Origin of the sequence: Curtobacterium sp. MCLR17_034, assembly GCF_003234485.1 — a bacterium.
Lineage (GTDB): Bacteria > Actinomycetota > Actinomycetes > Actinomycetales > Microbacteriaceae > Curtobacterium > Curtobacterium flaccumfaciens.
This window is the reverse complement of record NZ_QKTH01000007.1, coordinates 112,980-128,596: the sequence shown is the minus strand read 5'-3', so window position 1 is coordinate 128,596 and position 15,617 is coordinate 112,980. Positions and strand designations below refer to the sequence as shown.

Annotated in this window: 15 protein-coding genes and 1 other RNA gene; 5 read left to right on the top strand and 11 right to left on the bottom strand. The window is 72.6% G+C overall.

Annotated features, from left to right (window positions below; all coding sequences use genetic code 11):
• Nucleotides 1–75: 75 nt before the first annotated feature.
• The gene (locus tag DEI98_RS09645; protein ID WP_111023013.1) at nucleotides 76–255 is read right to left on the bottom strand and encodes an SPOR domain-containing protein; all 180 of its coding nucleotides are present in this window, start codon (nucleotides 253–255) and stop codon (nucleotides 76–78) included.
• Between the two features lie 206 nt (nucleotides 256–461).
• Between DEI98_RS09645 and map the strand changes: the two genes are divergently transcribed.
• The 3 genes from map to rnpB all read left to right on the top strand — a co-directional run bounded on the left by map (nucleotide 462) and on the right by rnpB (nucleotide 2,649).
• Complete coding sequence (gene map / locus DEI98_RS09640; RefSeq protein WP_111100641.1) at nucleotides 462–1,325, top strand: type I methionyl aminopeptidase; 864 nt, start codon at nucleotides 462–464, stop codon at nucleotides 1,323–1,325.
• Between the two features lie 41 nt (nucleotides 1,326–1,366).
• Nucleotides 1,367–2,116, top strand: a complete 750-nt coding sequence (gene ppgK / locus DEI98_RS09635; protein WP_027465446.1) for a polyphosphate--glucose phosphotransferase — start codon at nucleotides 1,367–1,369, stop codon at nucleotides 2,114–2,116.
• 172 nt (nucleotides 2,117–2,288) lie between these two features.
• An RNA gene (gene rnpB / locus DEI98_RS09630) (RNase P RNA component class A) lies at nucleotides 2,289–2,649 on the top strand.
• Between the two features lie 229 nt (nucleotides 2,650–2,878).
• On the opposite strand, the gene DEI98_RS09625 is transcribed toward rnpB, so the two are convergent.
• The 10 genes from DEI98_RS09625 to DEI98_RS09580 all read right to left on the bottom strand — a co-directional run bounded on the left by DEI98_RS09625 (nucleotide 2,879) and on the right by DEI98_RS09580 (nucleotide 13,747).
• Complete coding sequence (locus DEI98_RS09625; RefSeq protein WP_111100622.1) at nucleotides 2,879–3,613, bottom strand: zinc ribbon domain-containing protein; 735 nt, start codon at nucleotides 3,611–3,613, stop codon at nucleotides 2,879–2,881.
• A 2-nt stretch (nucleotides 3,614–3,615) separates the two neighbouring features.
• Nucleotides 3,616–4,461, bottom strand: a complete 846-nt coding sequence (locus tag DEI98_RS09620) for a Nif3-like dinuclear metal center hexameric protein (RefSeq protein ID WP_111100621.1) — start codon at nucleotides 4,459–4,461, stop codon at nucleotides 3,616–3,618.
• 149 nt (nucleotides 4,462–4,610) lie between these two features.
• Nucleotides 4,611–5,681 (bottom strand): hypothetical protein, encoded by a 1,071-nt coding sequence (locus tag DEI98_RS09615; protein ID WP_111100620.1) that lies wholly within the window; start codon nucleotides 5,679–5,681, stop codon nucleotides 4,611–4,613.
• Between the two features lie 107 nt (nucleotides 5,682–5,788).
• On the bottom strand, nucleotides 5,789–6,406 hold the full coding sequence (locus DEI98_RS09610) for an alpha/beta hydrolase (RefSeq protein ID WP_111100619.1): 618 nt from the start codon (nucleotides 6,404–6,406) through the stop codon (nucleotides 5,789–5,791).
• A 64-nt stretch (nucleotides 6,407–6,470) separates the two neighbouring features.
• A complete protein-coding gene (locus DEI98_RS09605; RefSeq protein WP_111100618.1) occupies nucleotides 6,471–7,454 on the bottom strand; it encodes an AraC family transcriptional regulator in 984 nt (327 codons plus the stop codon).
• A gap of 130 nt (nucleotides 7,455–7,584) precedes the next feature.
• A complete protein-coding gene (locus DEI98_RS09600; RefSeq protein WP_035808261.1) occupies nucleotides 7,585–7,998 on the bottom strand; it encodes an ATP-binding protein in 414 nt (137 codons plus the stop codon).
• Complete coding sequence (locus DEI98_RS09595) at nucleotides 7,998–8,333, bottom strand: STAS domain-containing protein (protein WP_017886068.1); 336 nt, start codon at nucleotides 8,331–8,333, stop codon at nucleotides 7,998–8,000. Before DEI98_RS09595 ends, DEI98_RS09600 begins: the two co-directional genes overlap by 1 nt.
• Nucleotides 8,334–8,392: 59 nt before the next feature.
• Entirely contained in the window at nucleotides 8,393–9,601 is a 1,209-nt protein-coding gene (locus DEI98_RS09590; protein WP_258370792.1) for a multidrug effflux MFS transporter, read from the bottom strand.
• A gap of 523 nt (nucleotides 9,602–10,124) precedes the next feature.
• On the bottom strand, nucleotides 10,125–12,782 hold the full coding sequence (locus DEI98_RS09585) for a phosphoenolpyruvate carboxylase (protein ID WP_111100616.1): 2,658 nt from the start codon (nucleotides 12,780–12,782) through the stop codon (nucleotides 10,125–10,127).
• A gap of 272 nt (nucleotides 12,783–13,054) precedes the next feature.
• The gene (locus DEI98_RS09580) at nucleotides 13,055–13,747 is read right to left on the bottom strand and encodes a heme oxygenase (biliverdin-producing) (protein ID WP_111100615.1); all 693 of its coding nucleotides are present in this window, start codon (nucleotides 13,745–13,747) and stop codon (nucleotides 13,055–13,057) included.
• Nucleotides 13,748–13,831: 84 nt separating this feature from the next.
• Between DEI98_RS09580 and DEI98_RS09575 the strand changes: the two genes are divergently transcribed.
• Entirely contained in the window at nucleotides 13,832–14,677 is an 846-nt protein-coding gene (locus tag DEI98_RS09575) for a siderophore-interacting protein (protein WP_111100614.1), read from the top strand.
• Between the two features lie 353 nt (nucleotides 14,678–15,030).
• A complete protein-coding gene (locus DEI98_RS09570; protein WP_111100613.1) occupies nucleotides 15,031–15,597 on the top strand; it encodes a GIY-YIG nuclease family protein in 567 nt (188 codons plus the stop codon).
• Nucleotides 15,598–15,617: the final 20 nt, after the last annotated feature.

Sequence of the window (15,617 nt, the reverse complement as noted above, 5' to 3'; positions counted from 1 at the left end):
TAGTGGTCCGGCGGTGTGCGCGGGGCCGTGCGACGCGCCGTCACCGGGGCGCCGGCGGGGCGCCGGCCGCGGTGCTCAGCGGTCCTCGGCGTCCCACTTCTCGTTGTTCGCGGCGATGCGGTCGAGCGCGTGCTGCGCCTCCTCGCGCGTCGCGAACGGGCCGATCCGGTCGCGCTGCGGGGACTGCGGGCCCTGCTCGACCTGGCCGGTCTTGTCGTTGAACCACCACTGGGACTCGATGCGTTCTTCGCTCATGCCGCCCACCGTACCCACGTGACTGCCTGGAGGCCCGGTGCCGGTCCGCCGGACCGGCACCGGGCCTCCAGGCAGTCACGTCCACCACGTCGGGCCGCACCGTGGGGCGGTTGCGCTCGACGCGTCGGGCGGTTGCGCTCGGCGCGTCGGGCTGCGCCCTGGGGCGGTTGCGCTCGGCGCGTCGCGCCGCGGCTAGAGTGGTCCGCATGCCCCGGGACGAACACGGACACCTGACCGCCGGCCGCATCTCCCCGCACCGCGCCGTCCCGAAGGACATCGAGCGTCCGGAGTACGTCGGGAAGGTCGAGCCCCACGAGCACGGCCTCGGTGACACCTACACGCCGGACGAGGTCGAGCGCATCCGAGTCGCCGGACGCATCGCATCGCAGGCCATCGACGCCGTCGGCGAAGCCATCCGCCCCGGTGTGACCACCGACGAGCTGGACCGGATCGGGCACGAGTTCGTCGTCGCGCACGGTGCCTACCCCTCCACGCTCGGGTACCGCGGCTACCCGAAGTCGCTCTGCTCGAGCCTCAACGAGGTCATCTGCCACGGCATCCCCGACGACACCGTCCTGCAGGAGGGCGACCTCGTCAACATCGACATCACCGCCTACAAGGACGGGATGCACGGCGACACGAACCGCACGTTCGTCGTCGGGCAGGCAGCGCCCGAGGTGTCGGACCTGGTCACCCGTACCGAAGAGGCACTGCGTCGCGGCATCAGGGCCGTCGCCCCGGGCCGGCAGGTCAACGTGATCGGCCGTGCCATCGAGGCGTACGCGAAGCGCTTCGGCTACGGCGTCGTCCGCGACTACACCGGACACGGCGTCGGTCGGGCGTTCCACTCCGGCCTGATCATCCCCCACTACGACGCACCGCAGTACGACACGGTGATCGAAACCGGCATGGTGTTCACCATCGAGCCCATGCTCACGCTCGGCGGCATCGAGGCCGACATCTGGTCCGACGACTGGACGGTCTCGACCCGTGACAAGTCGTGGACCGCGCAGTTCGAGCACACCCTCGTCGTCACCGAACGCGGCGCGGAGCTCCTCACCGTCTCCTGACCGGACACCTCCGGCAGGCAACCGAAAGGCACGACAACCTCATGACCTCCCTCGCAGTCGGCGTCGACATCGGTGGTACGGGCATCAAGGGCGCGATCGTCGACGTCGCGTCCGGTGCCCTCACCACGGACCGCATCAAGAAGGCCACGCCCGAGGGCGGGAAGCCCCAGGACATCACGGCGGTGGTCAAGGAGATCATCGGCGAGCTCGCTCCCGGTGACGACGTCCCCGTCGGGGTCTGCTTCCCGGCGATCGTGCGGGACGGCAAGACGATGTCCGCCGCGAACGTGTCGAAGAAGTGGATCGGCTTCGAGGCCGAGGCGCTGTTCGAGAAGGAACTCGGCCGCTCCATCCACTTCGTCAACGACGCCGACGCCGCCGGGTTCGCCGAGCAGCAGTTCGGTGCGGCCAAGGGCAAGGACGGCCTGGTCATCGTGACGACGCTCGGCACCGGCATCGGCACCGCGCTCATCAACGACGGCGTGCTCATCGTCAACTCGGAGCTCGGGCACCTGGAGATCGAGGGGCACGACGCCGAGTCGCGCGCCTCGTTCGCCGCCAAGGAGCGCGACGACCTGTCGTGGAAGCACTGGGCGAAGCGCCTGCAGAAGTACTACTCGACGCTCGAGGCCCTGCTCTCCCCCGAGCTCTTCGTCGTCGGCGGCGGGGTCTCGAAGCAGTACGAGGAGTTCCTCCCGCTGCTCGACCTGCAGGCCGACATCATCCCCGCGACGCTCCGCAACAACGCCGGCATCATCGGTGCCGCGACCCTGGCGGCGCGCAGCGTCTAGTCCTGGTCGCGCGTACCTGGTCGGGGGTACTTGGTCGCGTGTGTACCTGGTCGAATCGGGCGTACCCGGTCGGAACTTCCGACCAGGTACGCCCGTTCTCATCAGGTACCCGTGTGCGTGGGGCTCCACACGCATCGGGCACCGCGGAGCCGGGTAGACTCGCTCCAGCGAATGGGTCGGTGAGACGGTCGCGTCGCTCCCCCGGGAGCGCCGAGGAACGTCCGGGCTCCACAGAGCAGGGCGGTGGGTAACACCCACCCGGAGCAATCCGCGAGACAGTGCCACAGAAAGCAGACCGCCGGCGGCAACGTCGGTAAGGGTGAAACGGTGGTGTAAGAGACCACCAGGGGTCCGGGTGACCGGATCCGCTCGGTAAACCTCGCCCGGAGCAAGGTCAGACAGAGGACGTTGAGGCTGCTCGCCGAGTCCTCGGGTAGACCGCTGGAGGCCGACGGCAACGTCGGTCCGAGAGAGATGGCCGTCACCGCTGTGCAAACGGCGGGACAGAACCCGGCGTACGGCCGGCCCATTCGCCCCTTCTCCGTGCCGCGTCGGTCCGCGCGGACGTCGCGCGCGGCGCGCGCGGTCACGACTCCCCGCTCAGGTCCGCCGAGTGGTCACGAACCGTCGGCCGGCACGACCGCAACCGACGGTTCGTGACCGCTCGACGGCACGCACCCGACGCGTTCCGACCAGCCCACGAACGGACAGGAGGCGCGGTGCCAGCTGGCACCGCGCCTCCGCCACGGACGTCGCTCGCGTCTACAGCCCGGACTCGGCCGTCCGCACCAGGATCGCGTCGCTGTCGGGGCACAGCACCACGTCGTCGGGCGCAGCCTGGCGGATGGTCTGCAGGTCGGAGTTGTTGAGCGCCACGCCCGAGGCCGTCGACACGCCGCCCTGCAGCAGCGAGGCGCCGAAGCCGTAGCGCGCACGCTGTCGGTCGTACAGGGCCAGCAGCTCAGCCGGCACCTTGGCGGCGACGTCGGCGCGGGCCTGCTCGGCGGACTCGCGGTCGGCCGTGAGCCGGGCGATCTCCGCGTCGCGCTCGGCGACCAGACCACCGCGGGCGGCCTCGACGTCGGCGAGCTTGGCCTCGATGTCACCGACCCGGGCGCGGAGGCCGTCGAGGTTCTCCATGATCTCGAGCTCGGCGGTCTCGAGGCCGCCGATGCGCCGCTGCAGCGAGTCGAGCTCGCTCTGCAGTCCAGCGGCGTCCTTCGCGTTCGCGACGTTCTGCAGCATCGTGGTGTCGCGTTCGACACGGGCCTGTGCCACAGCGGTGTCGGACTCCAGGCGGGCGAGGTCGCGCTCGGCGTCCTCGACCTCGCCGGTGGCGGCGACGAGTTCGCTCCGGAGCGCCGCGGCCTGCTTGCTCAGCTCGGTCAGCTGGTCGCCCTTCTGCAACGACGTGATGCGGTGCGCGATGCGCGTCACGTCGTTGTCGAGACGCTGGACGTCGAGGAGGATGACCTGGTCCTCGGGTGCTGCCTTCATGGTCAGGCTCCTTCTGTGGGGGTGGTGGGTTCGGCGGCCGGCAGGACGGCGAAGTCCCACGGGTCGGTGCGGAGGTCGCTCACGGTGACGCGGACCCCGGCCCGGGTGCGCAGCTGCTCTGCGGCGACGTCGAGCCAGAGCCACTCGGTGGCCCAGTGCGAGGTGTCGATGAGCGCCGGTCCGCCGCCGAGGAGCGCCTGTTCGCGGAACTCCGAGGCCGGGTGGTGCCGCAGGTCGCTGGTGATGTAGACGTCGGCGCCGAGCACGGCGGGGTGGCCGAGCAGCGAGTCGCCGGCACCCGCGCAGAGCGCCACGGTGCGGACGGGCTGGTCGAAGTCACCGGAGACACGGACGCCGGTGGCCGTGGGCGGCAGCAGGTCGACGAGCTTCCGGGCGAGGGCGCCGAGGGTCGTCCCCTCGGGCAGCACGCCGACGCGACCGATGCCCGTGTCGGGGTCGGCTCCGGCGTCGAGCGGTCGCTGCTCGGTGAGCCCGAGGCGGTCGGCGAGGACCGCCGAGGTGCCGGTCGTCACGACGTCGGCGTTGGTGTGCGCCGCGAGCAGGGCGCTGCCGCCACGCACGAGGGTCGCGAGGACGCTCCCCTTGTAGGTCGACTCGGCGATCGTCGACACTCCACGGAGCAGCAGCGGGTGGTGCGTGAGCAGGAGCCCGGCACCGATTTCGACGGCTTCCCGTGCGGTGGCGGGGACCGCGTCGACGGCGAGGTGCACGTGCTCGACGGTGGCGGCCGGATCGCCCGCGACGAGTCCGACGGAGTCCCACGACTCGGCACCGGCGGCGGGCCACAGGTCCTCGATCACGGCCTGGAGTTCGCGGAGCGTCGGCATCCCGTCAGTCTACCGAGGCGACCGCCCCGCACGGGGCAGCCGGTCCGTGTGGGGTGATCCGGGCCTCCAGGCAGTGCAGCCGGAAGCGGTGTGACCGGAAGCGGTGTGACCGGAAGCGCTGCAGCCGACCGCACCGCGGCCGCAGGTCGTCAGCGACGACCGAGCAGGCCGAGCAGCCGGTCGACGAATCGCGACCACCAGCCGGCCGGGGCCGGCGCTGCCGCCGTGGCGGAGTCGGTGTCGGCTTCCGTCGCGTCCACGACGGGGGCCGGGACGACGGGTGCGGCGACGGCGTCCGGCAGGACGACCGGCGTGCTCGCGGTGACGCCCTGGTGCGCGGTGAGCGCTGCGGCGAAGGCCGCGCGGTCGATGACCGTCGGCCCGGTGGCGGGCAGGACGAGCGGGGTGGGTCGCGTGGCCGCGGACACCGGGGACACGGCCGGGAGGCCCAGCACCGGTCGGACGGGTTCGTCGCGTTCCGGGGTGACGAGTTCCACCACCGGCGCGGCTTCCGCGGTGCGTGCGGGTGCCTGCGCTGCTGCGGGGACGCTCGGTGCTGCGCGGGTCGGCACGGGTGCCGACCGGGTGACGAGCGCCACGGGCGCGGTCGCTGCGCGGCGGGCTGCGGCACGGTCGCGGCGGTCCGCCTCGGCGGCGGCGTCGGTGAGCAGGTCGGCGAAGACGGTGTGAGCGAAGGCGCGGGCGGCCGTCACCTCGGGGTCCTCCGAGCCGGCGACGGTGGCCTCCCACGCGGCGAGGCGAGCGAGGTCCTCGTCACGGCGGCGGACCTCGTCCTCGAGCAGGACGATGCGCTCGATGCTGCTGCGGCCCGTGGACGACGACACCTCGACCGCGAGGTCCTCGATGCGCAGGGCCAGACGCTCCGGCGGCTCCGGGAACGACGGGGCGCAGACGGCGGCGTGGCGGGCGCGGTCGCGGCGGAACGCGGGGGCGGCGACGGGTGCCGACGGGGTGATCTCGTCGGCCGGGGCCGGGGTGGCGACGTGCGCCGGGGCGGTCGTCGGGTCGACGACCGCTTCGTCGGCGGTGGTGGTGCTGCTCGCGGCGTGTCCGGGGCGCTGCACGGGGCCGGTGACGGGCGGGACGACGAGGTCCGGCACGTACGGGGCACGGGTCGCCGGTGCGTCGCGGAGCCACTCCTCGAGCTCGCGGCCGAACGGGTCCACGAGCGGGGTGCGTGCGCCGGACTGGGTCTCCATGTCCGAAGGATAAATATCGCGCGGGCCGAAACGCGGGACATCCGCGGTGTGTCGCTGCACCGCCTGCCATATCGGCGCGGAGCTGAGCGGCGTGTCGCACCCCGTGGTCACTGAGGTGAGCGGAGGCCCTCCTCGAACGCCCGCAGCAGTTCCCGTCCCGCGGGCCAGGCACCGACGCCGCTCGCGACGTTCACGTGCCCGAGGGCACCGACGCGGACGACGTCCGCGCCCATTGCGTCGGCGAACACGAGCGCCCGGTCCGAGCTGCAGTACGGGTCGTCGTCGCTCACGACGAGGCGCGTCGGGACCTGCTGGGCCGAGGGCACCGGGCGCGGCGCCACGAAGCCCGATGCCTCGTCCGGGAACGTGTCGCCGAGCGGGTCGGGCGGGGCGACGAGGAAGGCACCGGCGACGAGCGCGGGAGCGTCCGCCGTGGTGGCGAGCCAGTCGGCGACGGCCAGGACGCCGAGGCTGTGGGCGATGAGGACCGGGGACTCCGGGCACGAGGCCACGGCCGTGGAGATCGCGGCGCGCCAGTCGTCCGGGTCCGGGTCGCTCCACGAGGTGGGGGCGATGCGGACGGCGGCGGGCTGCTGGGGGCGGTGGTCGTGCTGGATGTGCTCGTCGTGCTCGTCCTGCTGCTCCCGCTCCCAGACGGACTGCCAGTGGTCCTGGTCCGAGTTCCAGATGCCGGGGACGATCACCCACGGTCGCGCTCTGCTCACCGGGGCAGCGTAGCGAAGAAGCGAGGCACCGTTCCGGAGTCTGGCGCGCGGTGCACTGCCCGGCTCAGAGCTGCGGGACTGCGCCCCGGGGCTGCTGCAGCGTGTCGCGCGGGTACTGCCCGAAGCGGGACGCGTACGCCGCCGAGAACCGGCCGAGGTGCGCGAAGCCCCAGCGCAACGCCACGCTCGCCACCGTCAGGTCGCCCGCCGACGCGCGGCGGAGTTCCTCGTGCACGCGGTCCAGCCGGATCCCCCGCAGCAACGCGTTCGGCGCCGTTCCGACCTGCCGCTGGAACGCCTGCTGCAGCCCCCGGACGCTCAGGCCGACGTGCTCGGCGACGTCGGTCGTGGTCACGGGCGTGTGGGCGAAGGCGTGCATGAACTCCACGGCCTCGCGGACACGACCAGTGGCCCCCTGCGGCAGCGCGACGTCGGGGGCGATGGTCTCGTGCGGGAACGTGTCGAGGAACGCCAGCGCCGTCTCCCGCACGGTCTCGGCGAGGGCCAGCTCGGTCAGCGGCGCCGGGCCGAGCACGATCGCCGCGGCGCGCTGCACCCGGGCGTTCCAGGCGCGGAGGTCCTCGGGCCGGGGCGCTGCGGTGTGGTCGAACACGAGGGGGCCGGGCCGGGTGCCGTGCACCTCGGCGGCGACGCCCTCCAGGTACGTGCGGTCGAACTGCACGAGGCTCTGGCGGACGTCCTGCAGGTCGAACACGAAGGGACGCCGCACCGGGAACACCCGTGGGGTCCCCGGTGCGAAGTCGACCTCCTGGCGACCGACGTCGACGCGGCCGCCGCCGTCCGACGTCCACATCACGACGTACTCGTCGGGGACCTCGACCTCGCCCTGCATCCGCCCGTCGAACCGGGTGGAGCGGAAGGTCATCGATCCGTCGCCCACGACCTGGAACCGGTACGCGAACGGACGATCGGTCCGGGACGCCGAGAACCCCGTGCTCTCGTAGGCCTCTTCGTACAGTTGCACGGCCGCGTCGAGTCCGGCGCCGGACGTCTCGAACCGGATCCGGGGATCGGGGTCGACAGTCATCGCGCGAATCGTGACACGGTGTCCGGGAAACGCGACAATCGCCGACCCGTCATTGCGGTTTACGGCCCACGGAGTGCGCTGGGCGGACGACCGTTGCGACTCGGCCGATCGATGACGGCCGTGCTCCCGCTCAGTGCCGGGAGCGCAGCACCGTCCAGCGGTTCCGGTCGGCCACGCGTTCGTACCGCAGGTCGTCGACGACCATGCGGACGAGCGCGAGCCCGCGACCGCCCTCGGCGAAGTCGTCGGGCAGCACGGCGGCGTCGGGATCGACCGTCGCCGCGACCCCGTCGTCGGACAGCAGCGCCTGGAAGCGCTCGTCGCCGATCTCGAGCCGGAGCTCGCACGAGACACCGTCCGGGCGGGCGCCGTGCTCGATGACGTTCGAGGTGAGTTCGACCAGGGCGAGCTCGAGGGCCATCCGGTCCTCGGCGGCGACGGACGGCTCGTGCTGCCACACGCCTGCGAGGAAGTCGTGCACGGCGGACACGTCGTCCGGGGGGCACGCCAGTGCGAGCATGTGCTCGGCGACGGGGGCGGTCATCACCAGTCGGTCACCGCGGCGTCCCCGTCGGGGTACGTCCGCAGGATCTTGTCGATGTTGGAGAGCTTGAGCACCATCTGGACCTGTTCCGACGGCGCCGCGATGCGGAGGTCGCCGCCGGCCTGGCGTGCGGTCTTCAAGCTGCCGACCAGGGCGCCGAGGCCGGAGGAGTCCATGAACTCGACCCCGGAGAGCTCGACCACGAGCCGCGAACGCCCGTTGCCGACGATCTGGGCGACGGTCTCGCGGAAGGTGGGCGCGGAGACCATGTTGAGCCGGCCGCTGCACTCCAGGACGGCGGTGTCGGTCTCCGCCTCGTGTACGACGATGTCCATCTCGGTGGGTCTCCTCAGATCGGTGCGCCTTGCAACCAGCAACCTACCGGCTCAGCCCCTCAGTTGTGGGACCGGTTTCGCCGCGTCGCCGTCACCTGGACCACGACCGCTGCGGCCATCAGCGCTGTCATCACCCCGCCCATCGCCAGTGCGGTGCCGCCGAGGGCGCCGGCGAGCGGGGTTCCGAGACCGCCGATGCCGAAGGTCAGGCCGCCCTGCAGGGCAGCCGCCGTGCCCGGGTGCGCCGCGCCGACGTGCTGCGTGCGGGTCATCGCCGCCGGCAGGACGAAGCCCCACGCGGCCGTCACGACCGCGAGGGCGCACCACACCGGCACCGGCCCGAGCCCGAGGAGCGCCGACACCAGCACGGCGGTGGCTCCGACCGTCCCGACGACCAGGCCCAGGGTCAGCAGGGCGTCCTCGCTGAACCGCCCGACGAGCCGGCCGAACAACAGCGTCGTGACGATCATCATCGACGCGTTCGTGGCGAAGACGAGCGTGTACAGCCCCTCGGAGAACCCGAACTCCGACTGGAACACGAACGAGCTCGTCGCGATGTAGGCGAAGAACCCCACCGTCGAGAGCACCCCGCTCAGCACGTAGGCCCGGAACCGCGGGATCGCCAGGAGCTCGCGGATCCGCTGCCCGTTCGCCGCGAACCCGACGCCACCACGACGCTCCGGCGGCAGGGTCTCGCGGAACCGCAGGACCACCGCCACGAAGAACACGGCGCCGAGCACGGCCAGCACGACGAACATGAGCCGCCACGTGCCGACCGTCAGCACCGCTCCCCCGGCCAGCGGGGCCACCACGGGGCCGATCGCGTTGATGGCCGCGAGCGTGCCGAACACCTTCGCCATCCGGGTGCCGCTCGTCACGTCGGACACCATCGCCCGACCGGCCACGGCGCCCGCGGCTCCGGCGAGTCCCTGGGCGACGCGGGCCACCACCAGCGTCACGACGTCGGGGGCGAGCGCGCAGCCGACCGACGCCAGGGCGAACAGGGCGGTCCCGACGACGAGCATCGGCCGACGACCGATCCCGTCGCTCACCGGTCCGACGAGCAGCTGGCCGACCGCGAAGGCCACGAGGAACGCCGTGAGCGACAGCTGCACGGCGCCGGGCGTCGTGTCGAGGTCGCGCGCGACGGCCGGGAGTGCGGGGATGTACATGTCCGTCGCGAACGGCGAGACCCCGACGATGAGCGCCAGCGGCACGATCGGGGGCAGCACGGTCGTCGTCGGTCCCAGGCTGCGCTCCGTCGTCACCTCCGACACGCTACGCGTCCCCGAATCGATTCGACGGACACTTCGTGAGCAGCAACGGTCGGTTCGCGGTGCCGGAGGCGACCGTTCCTGCTCACGAAGTGGGGCCCGGGACGTGCGCGGGGACGGCGCCGCGAGCGGTCACGACACCCCGCTCACGTCCGCCGAGCGGTCGTGTTCCGTCGCTCGGCGACGGCGCAGCCGACGCCTCGTGACCACTCGGCAGGGGCTACCCGACGTGTCCTGACCGCTCGGGCCGACCGACGGCGCGAGGCGCGAGCGGTCACGACACCCCGCTCACGTCCGCCGAGCGGTCGTGTTCCGTCGCTCGGCGACGGCCCCGGCGACGCCTCGTGACCGCCCGGCCGGGGCCGCCCGACGAGTCCTGACCACTCGGCGGAGCGGCGACGCGAGGCGCGGCAGACGCTTCGTGACCACTGGGCGGTGCGGCCCGGGACGTGCGCGCGGACGGACGGGAGGCCCGGTGCCAGCTGGCACCGGGCCTCCTGTCCGTCGGTCGGGGGCGTCAGCCCGTGTTCTGCAGGCCGGCCGCGATCCCGTTGACGGTGAGCAGCAGGAGCCGGTGGTCGGCGTCCGTCGGGTTCGTGCTGCCGGACGTGCGGATGGCGCGCAGCGCACGGAGCTGCAGGTGCGACAGCGCGTCGACGTACGGGCTGCGGAGGCGCACGGCGCGGGCCAGGACGGGCCGGTCCTCGAGCACGTCGCTGCCGCCGGAGACGCGGAGCACCCAGTCGCGGGTGCGGACCATCTCGTCGAGCACCTTCGCGGCGAGGTCGTCGCGGTCGGCGAGCTCGAGGTACCGGCGGGCGATGTGCTCGTCGGTCTTCGCGAGTGACATCTCGACGTTCTTGATCATCGCGGCGAAGAGCGGCCACTCGGCGTACGCGGCGCGGAGCACGTCGACGTCACCGACGGCCTCGAGCGCGGAGCCGAGCCCGTACCAGCCGGCGAGGTTGATGCGCGCCTGCGTCCACGAGAACACCCACGGGATGGCGCGGAGGTCCTCCAGCGACTCCACCGACAGGCCACGACGGGCCGGGCGGGAGCCGAGGGGAAGCAGGCCGATCTCCTCCATCGGGGTGACCCGGGCGAACCAGGGCGCGAAGCCGTCGGCCTTGACCAAGTCGTAGAAGGCGACGCGCGAGACGTCGTCGAGCTGCTGGGCGAGGTCGGCGAACCGGGCGGCCGCGGCGGCGGTGCGCGCCTCGTTCGACGGCGTCGACGCGAACAGCGTCGCCGAGGCCATCTGCTCGAGGTGGCGGGCGGCGATGTCCTGGTCGCCGTACTGGGCGAAGATGACCTCGCCCTGCTCGGTGAGCTTGAGCCGACCGTCGATCGATCCCGGCGGCTGCGCGAGGACGGCCTCGTTGGCGGGACCGCCGCCGCGGCCGAGCGAACCGCCGCGGCCGTGGAACAGGGTCAGCTCGATGTCGTTGTCTCGGGCCCAGTCGGCGATGCGGGCCTGGGCGTCGTACAGCGCCAGGTTCGCGGACACCGGGCCGACGTCCTTCGACGAGTCGGAGTAGCCGAGCATGACCTCGAGTCGATGGCCGGTCGCGGCGAGGCGTCGCTGGAACGCCTCGGTGCGGACGGCCTCGTCGAGGATGTCGACGCTGGCGTGCAGGTCGGCGAAGGTCTCGAACAGCGGGATGACGTCGAGCACCGGCGCGGCCTCGGCGGACCCGAGCGCGGCGACCGCGAGTTCGTGCACGTTCGCCAGGTCCGCCGGGGACTGCGTGAAGGACACGATGTACCGGTTCGCCGCGCGGACGCCGTAGCGGGACTGCAGCCCGGCGATCGTGCGGAACACGGCGAGGACCTCTTCGGTGGTCTCGCTCAGTTCGCCACCGGCGCGGATCTCGGCCAGGGCCGTGCGGTGCACCTGCGAGTGCTGGCGGACCTCGAGCTCGGCCAGGTGGAACCCGAAGGTCTCGACCTGCCAGATCAGGTTCTGCAGCTCGCCGTTCGCCGGGCGGATCGCGCCGGCTGCGATGAGCGACGCCTGGATCGTGCGGAGGTCGGCCAGCAGCGCCTCGGGGCCGTCGTAGGCCAGCGGCGTGGTGCCGGTCCGGGTGGCGTCGATGCGCGCGGCGACGAACAGGAGCGCACGACGGTGGGTCTCGTTCGGTGCGCGGACGCCGATGCGCTCGGCGATGCCCGGGTCGAGGGACTCCTGCGCGGCGACGAGGGCGGTGAGGCCGGCGTCGGCGGGGGTGTCGCTCGCGTCGAGCGTCAGGGCGCTGCCGATGCGTGTGGTCGCGCGGGCGAGGCCGAGCAGGATGTGCTCCGCCGCGATCTCGGCGGCCTGGCGGGTGACGTCGGCCGTCACGTGCGGGTTGCCGTCACGGTCGCCGCCGATCCAGGTGCCGAACCGCACGAACGCGGGCGCGATCACGGAAGCGCGGCCGGCGTCGTCGCCCTGCAGCCGGTCGTCGAGCAGGCGGTACACCTGCGGGACGATCTCGAACAGGGTCTGGTCGAACACGCTCATCGCGGTACGGACCTCGTCGAGCGGGGTCGGCCGGGTGGTCCGGAGCGGCGAGGTGCGCAGGAGGGTCGTGATCTCCTCGAGCAGGCGGCGCTCGTTCTCGGCGCGGGCCGTCGCGTTGCGGGCGCGGTCGCGCTCGTCGATGAGGTCCGTGATGCGGCGGACACCCGTGGTGACCGCGCGGCGGCGGGCCTCGGTCGGGTGGGCCGTCAGCACCGGGTGGAACCGCAGGGTGCGGAGGCGTTCGGCGGCCTCGGCCTCGCCGACCTCGGCGACGAGCTCGGCGTAGGTGGCGGGGAACGAGTCGCCGGCCACACCACCGTCATCACCGCGCTGCCGGAGGACCCGCACGCGGTGGTGTTCCTCGGCCAGGTTGGTGAGGTGGAAGTAGGTGGTGAACGCCTGTGCCACGGCCTCGGCGCGTTCGGCCGACATGCCGGAGACGATCGCCTGGGCACGCGCTGCGCCCTCGGCGTGGTCGCCCTCGTAAGCGTCGATCACGGCGGCGCGCAACGACTCCACGTCGTGGAGCAGTTCGTCGCCCCCGTTCTCCCGCAGCACCCGGCCGAGGAGGTTGCCGAGGTACCGGACGTCGGCGCGCAGGTCACTGTCGACCGCACCGCTGACGTCGTCCCGCGCGCGCTCGTGGCGTGCAGATCCGTCGATCGCCGTCATGGAGTCCTTTCCGGGTCGTCCGGGAGGCTGGTCCCGGGTCCCAGCAGCGTATCGGCACCCGGGGGCGCATGACGTCGACCGTCCGGACGGACGCGGGGCGGGGTCCGGACGGACGCGGAGCAGGGTCCGGACGGACGCGGAGCAGGGTCCGGACGGACGCGGGGCAGGGTCCGGACGGACGCGGGGCAGGGTCCGGACGGACGCGGGGCAGGGTCCGGACGGACGCGGGGCAGGGTCCGCGCTGGCCTGCCTCGACGACACTCGCTGTGTGGTCAGGCCGTGACGGCGGCAACCGTCGTGTCCCCCGGCTCCTGACGGAACGGCGCACGGCGGGCATCGAGGCCGGCGAGCAGCCCTCGGTTCAGCTCGTAGGCGAGCTCGACCTCGGCGATCACCCGCTCCTGCTCATCAGCCGTCCAGGGCGCGGCGTCGAGCTGGGCCCGGTAGGTGTGCTCGAAGTCGCTCGGGTCGGCGACCTGGTCGAAGATGTAGAAGAGGACACCGTTCGTGTCGAACCCGAACCGCTCGGCCAGCACCTGCCCGATCACGTGCCCGCCGGACACGTCGCCGAGGTACCGCGTGTAGTGGTGCGCCACGAAGCCGCCGGGCCACTCCGCCGCGACCTCGTTGAGGCGTCGCACGTACGCGGTCGTCGCGGGCAGCGGACACACCAGCTCGGACCAGTCCGGGCCGATCAGGTACTCGAGGTCGGCACGGATCGCCGGCATCCGGGTGAGCTGCGCGGTGACGAACGGCGCCGCCACGGGGTGGTCGGCCATGCGTTCCGCCGCCCGCTCGAGTGCGTCGTACACGAAGGCGTACTGTCCGAGCAGGTCCGCGTAGTCGGCGACGTCGCAGTCGCCGCCGAGCAGGTCCTGCATGAAGCCGCTCGTGGCCGAGGCACCGTGCGAGCGCCGCGTGCGACGCCGCAGCAGCTCGGAGAACGGGATGACGGTCGAGTCCATGAGGTAAGGCTAACCTTAGTGATGCGCGCGTCAAGCAGGGATCACCCAGGTGACGCCGAACCCGCGAGAGGAAGCTCCCCCACGATGAGCTCGAAACCCAAACGCCCCCAGCACGTCTTCGTCGTCGACCGCACCGAACGGCTCTCGCCCCACATGGTGCGCGTGCACCTGGGCGGCTCGGCCTTCGAGGACTTCGTCGCCCAGGCCGACCCCGACCGACTCGGCTCGACCGACAAGTACGTCAAGCTCCTGCTCGCGAAGCCGTCGCTCGGACTGGTGCCGCCGTACGACCTCGAGGCCCTGCGCGAGACCCTGCCGAAGCACGACCGCCCCGCCCGCCGCACCTACACGGTGCGCGCGGTCGACCACACCACGCGGACCATCGCGATCGACTTCGTCGTCCACGGCGACGATGGCCTCGCCGGTCCCTGGGCAGCGTCCGCGCAGCCGGGCGATCGACTCGCCCTGTCCGGACCCGGTGGTGGCTACGCGCCCACCACGGACCCGGCGGTCACGCACGTGCTGCTCGGTGACGACAGCGCCCTGCCCGCGATCGGCGCCGCACTCGAGTCGATGCCCGACTCCGCCACCGGGGTCGCCCTGCTCGAGGTGGCCGGGCCCGCTGATGAGCAGGACCTCCGGCACCCGGTCGGGGTCGACCTGCGGTGGCTGCACCGGGACGCCACCGGCGCCCAGCCGGGCACGCTCCTGCTGGAGACGGCCCGCGGGCTGCCGCGTGCCTCCCGGCCGGTCCAGGTCTTCGCGCACGGCGAGCGGACCGCGATGAAGGCGATCCGTCGTCTGCTGCAGGACGACTGGGGGCTGGAGAAGCGCGAGATGTCGTTGTCGGCGTACTGGGCGCTCGGTCGCGGTGAGGACGAGTTCCAGGAGGAGAAGCGCGAGCCCGTCGGGGTGATCTTCACGGACTGACGGCGGCCTGCGTGCCCGTTCCTTCCCATGGTGGGCGCGATGGCTGGTGGGAACGGGCGTACCTGGTCGGAAGAACGCACCAGGTACGCCCGATTCGACCAGGTACGCCCGGCACGCCCGTTCTTGGTCGGTACACCCGGCGGCCGGGGCGGCCGGTTGTCGCAGGTATGCCCGTTCCTTCCCAGAACGCTCGCGATGGCTGGTGGGATCGGTCGTACCTGGTCGGAAGAACGGACCAGGTACACCCGATTCGACCAGGGACGCCCGGTTCGACCAGGGACGCCCGGCACGCCCAGCGCGCGCAGCGGCCGGGAGGCCGGGGCACGTCGGTGGGTCGGGCTAACGTTCGGCGCATGGTCACCTCCTCGTGCTGCGTGCCGGGTTGCGCACGCGTGCTCGCGGACGGGCTCGCGGGCGTCCCCCTGTGCGGCGCGCACGTCGCGTTCGTCGCCGACCTCGCGGCCGAACACCCGGGCATCGAGGACGCACTGCCCGGCCCGTGCCCGGCGTGCGGTTCGCGGATCGGGGTGCGGTACCCCTCGGGGATGGTGTGTGCCCGGTGCGAGTGGCGGTGGGGTGACGTGCCGGACGGCGACCTCGCTCCCCCTCGGGTCGACGTCGTCTACTACCTGCGGATGCGCGACGACTTCGGCGACCGCATCAAGATCGGCACGACGATGAACCCCCGGCAGCGGCTCGCGGCGATCCCGCACCAGGACTTGCTGGCGTTCGAGCGCGGTGACCGGACCCTCGAACGCCGACGGCACGCCACGTTCGCCGCCAGCCGGTACCCGGGTACCGAGTGGTTCCGGGTCACGCCGGAACTCCTGGCCCACGTGGACACCGTCGCTGCCGGGGTCGACGACCCGTGGGACCTGCACGCCCGGTGGACGAGCGAGGCGCTCGCGCTGCGGGGCTGACGCACGACCGAGCAGGCGGG

Coding starts and splice junctions, on each gene's coding strand:
- DEI98_RS09645 (WP_111023013.1), bottom strand. CDS start 255: ATGAGCGAAGAACGCATCGAGTCCCAGTGGTGGTTCAACGACAAGACC.
- map (WP_111100641.1), top strand. CDS start 462: ATGCCCCGGGACGAACACGGACACCTGACCGCCGGCCGCATCTCCCCG.
- ppgK (WP_027465446.1), top strand. CDS start 1,367: ATGACCTCCCTCGCAGTCGGCGTCGACATCGGTGGTACGGGCATCAAG.
- DEI98_RS09625 (WP_111100622.1), bottom strand. CDS start 3,613: ATGAAGGCAGCACCCGAGGACCAGGTCATCCTCCTCGACGTCCAGCGT.
- DEI98_RS09620 (WP_111100621.1), bottom strand. CDS start 4,461: ATGCCGACGCTCCGCGAACTCCAGGCCGTGATCGAGGACCTGTGGCCC.
- DEI98_RS09615 (WP_111100620.1), bottom strand. CDS start 5,681: ATGGAGACCCAGTCCGGCGCACGCACCCCGCTCGTGGACCCGTTCGGC.
- DEI98_RS09605 (WP_111100618.1), bottom strand. CDS start 7,454: ATGACTGTCGACCCCGATCCCCGGATCCGGTTCGAGACGTCCGGCGCC.
- DEI98_RS09600 (WP_035808261.1), bottom strand. CDS start 7,998: ATGACCGCCCCCGTCGCCGAGCACATGCTCGCACTGGCGTGCCCCCCG.
- DEI98_RS09595 (WP_017886068.1), bottom strand. CDS start 8,333: ATGGACATCGTCGTACACGAGGCGGAGACCGACACCGCCGTCCTGGAG.
- DEI98_RS09585 (WP_111100616.1), bottom strand. CDS start 12,782: ATGACGGCGATCGACGGATCTGCACGCCACGAGCGCGCGCGGGACGAC.
- DEI98_RS09580 (WP_111100615.1), bottom strand. CDS start 13,747: ATGGACTCGACCGTCATCCCGTTCTCCGAGCTGCTGCGGCGTCGCACG.
- DEI98_RS09575 (WP_111100614.1), top strand. CDS start 13,832: ATGAGCTCGAAACCCAAACGCCCCCAGCACGTCTTCGTCGTCGACCGC.
- DEI98_RS09570 (WP_111100613.1), top strand. CDS start 15,031: ATGGTCACCTCCTCGTGCTGCGTGCCGGGTTGCGCACGCGTGCTCGCG.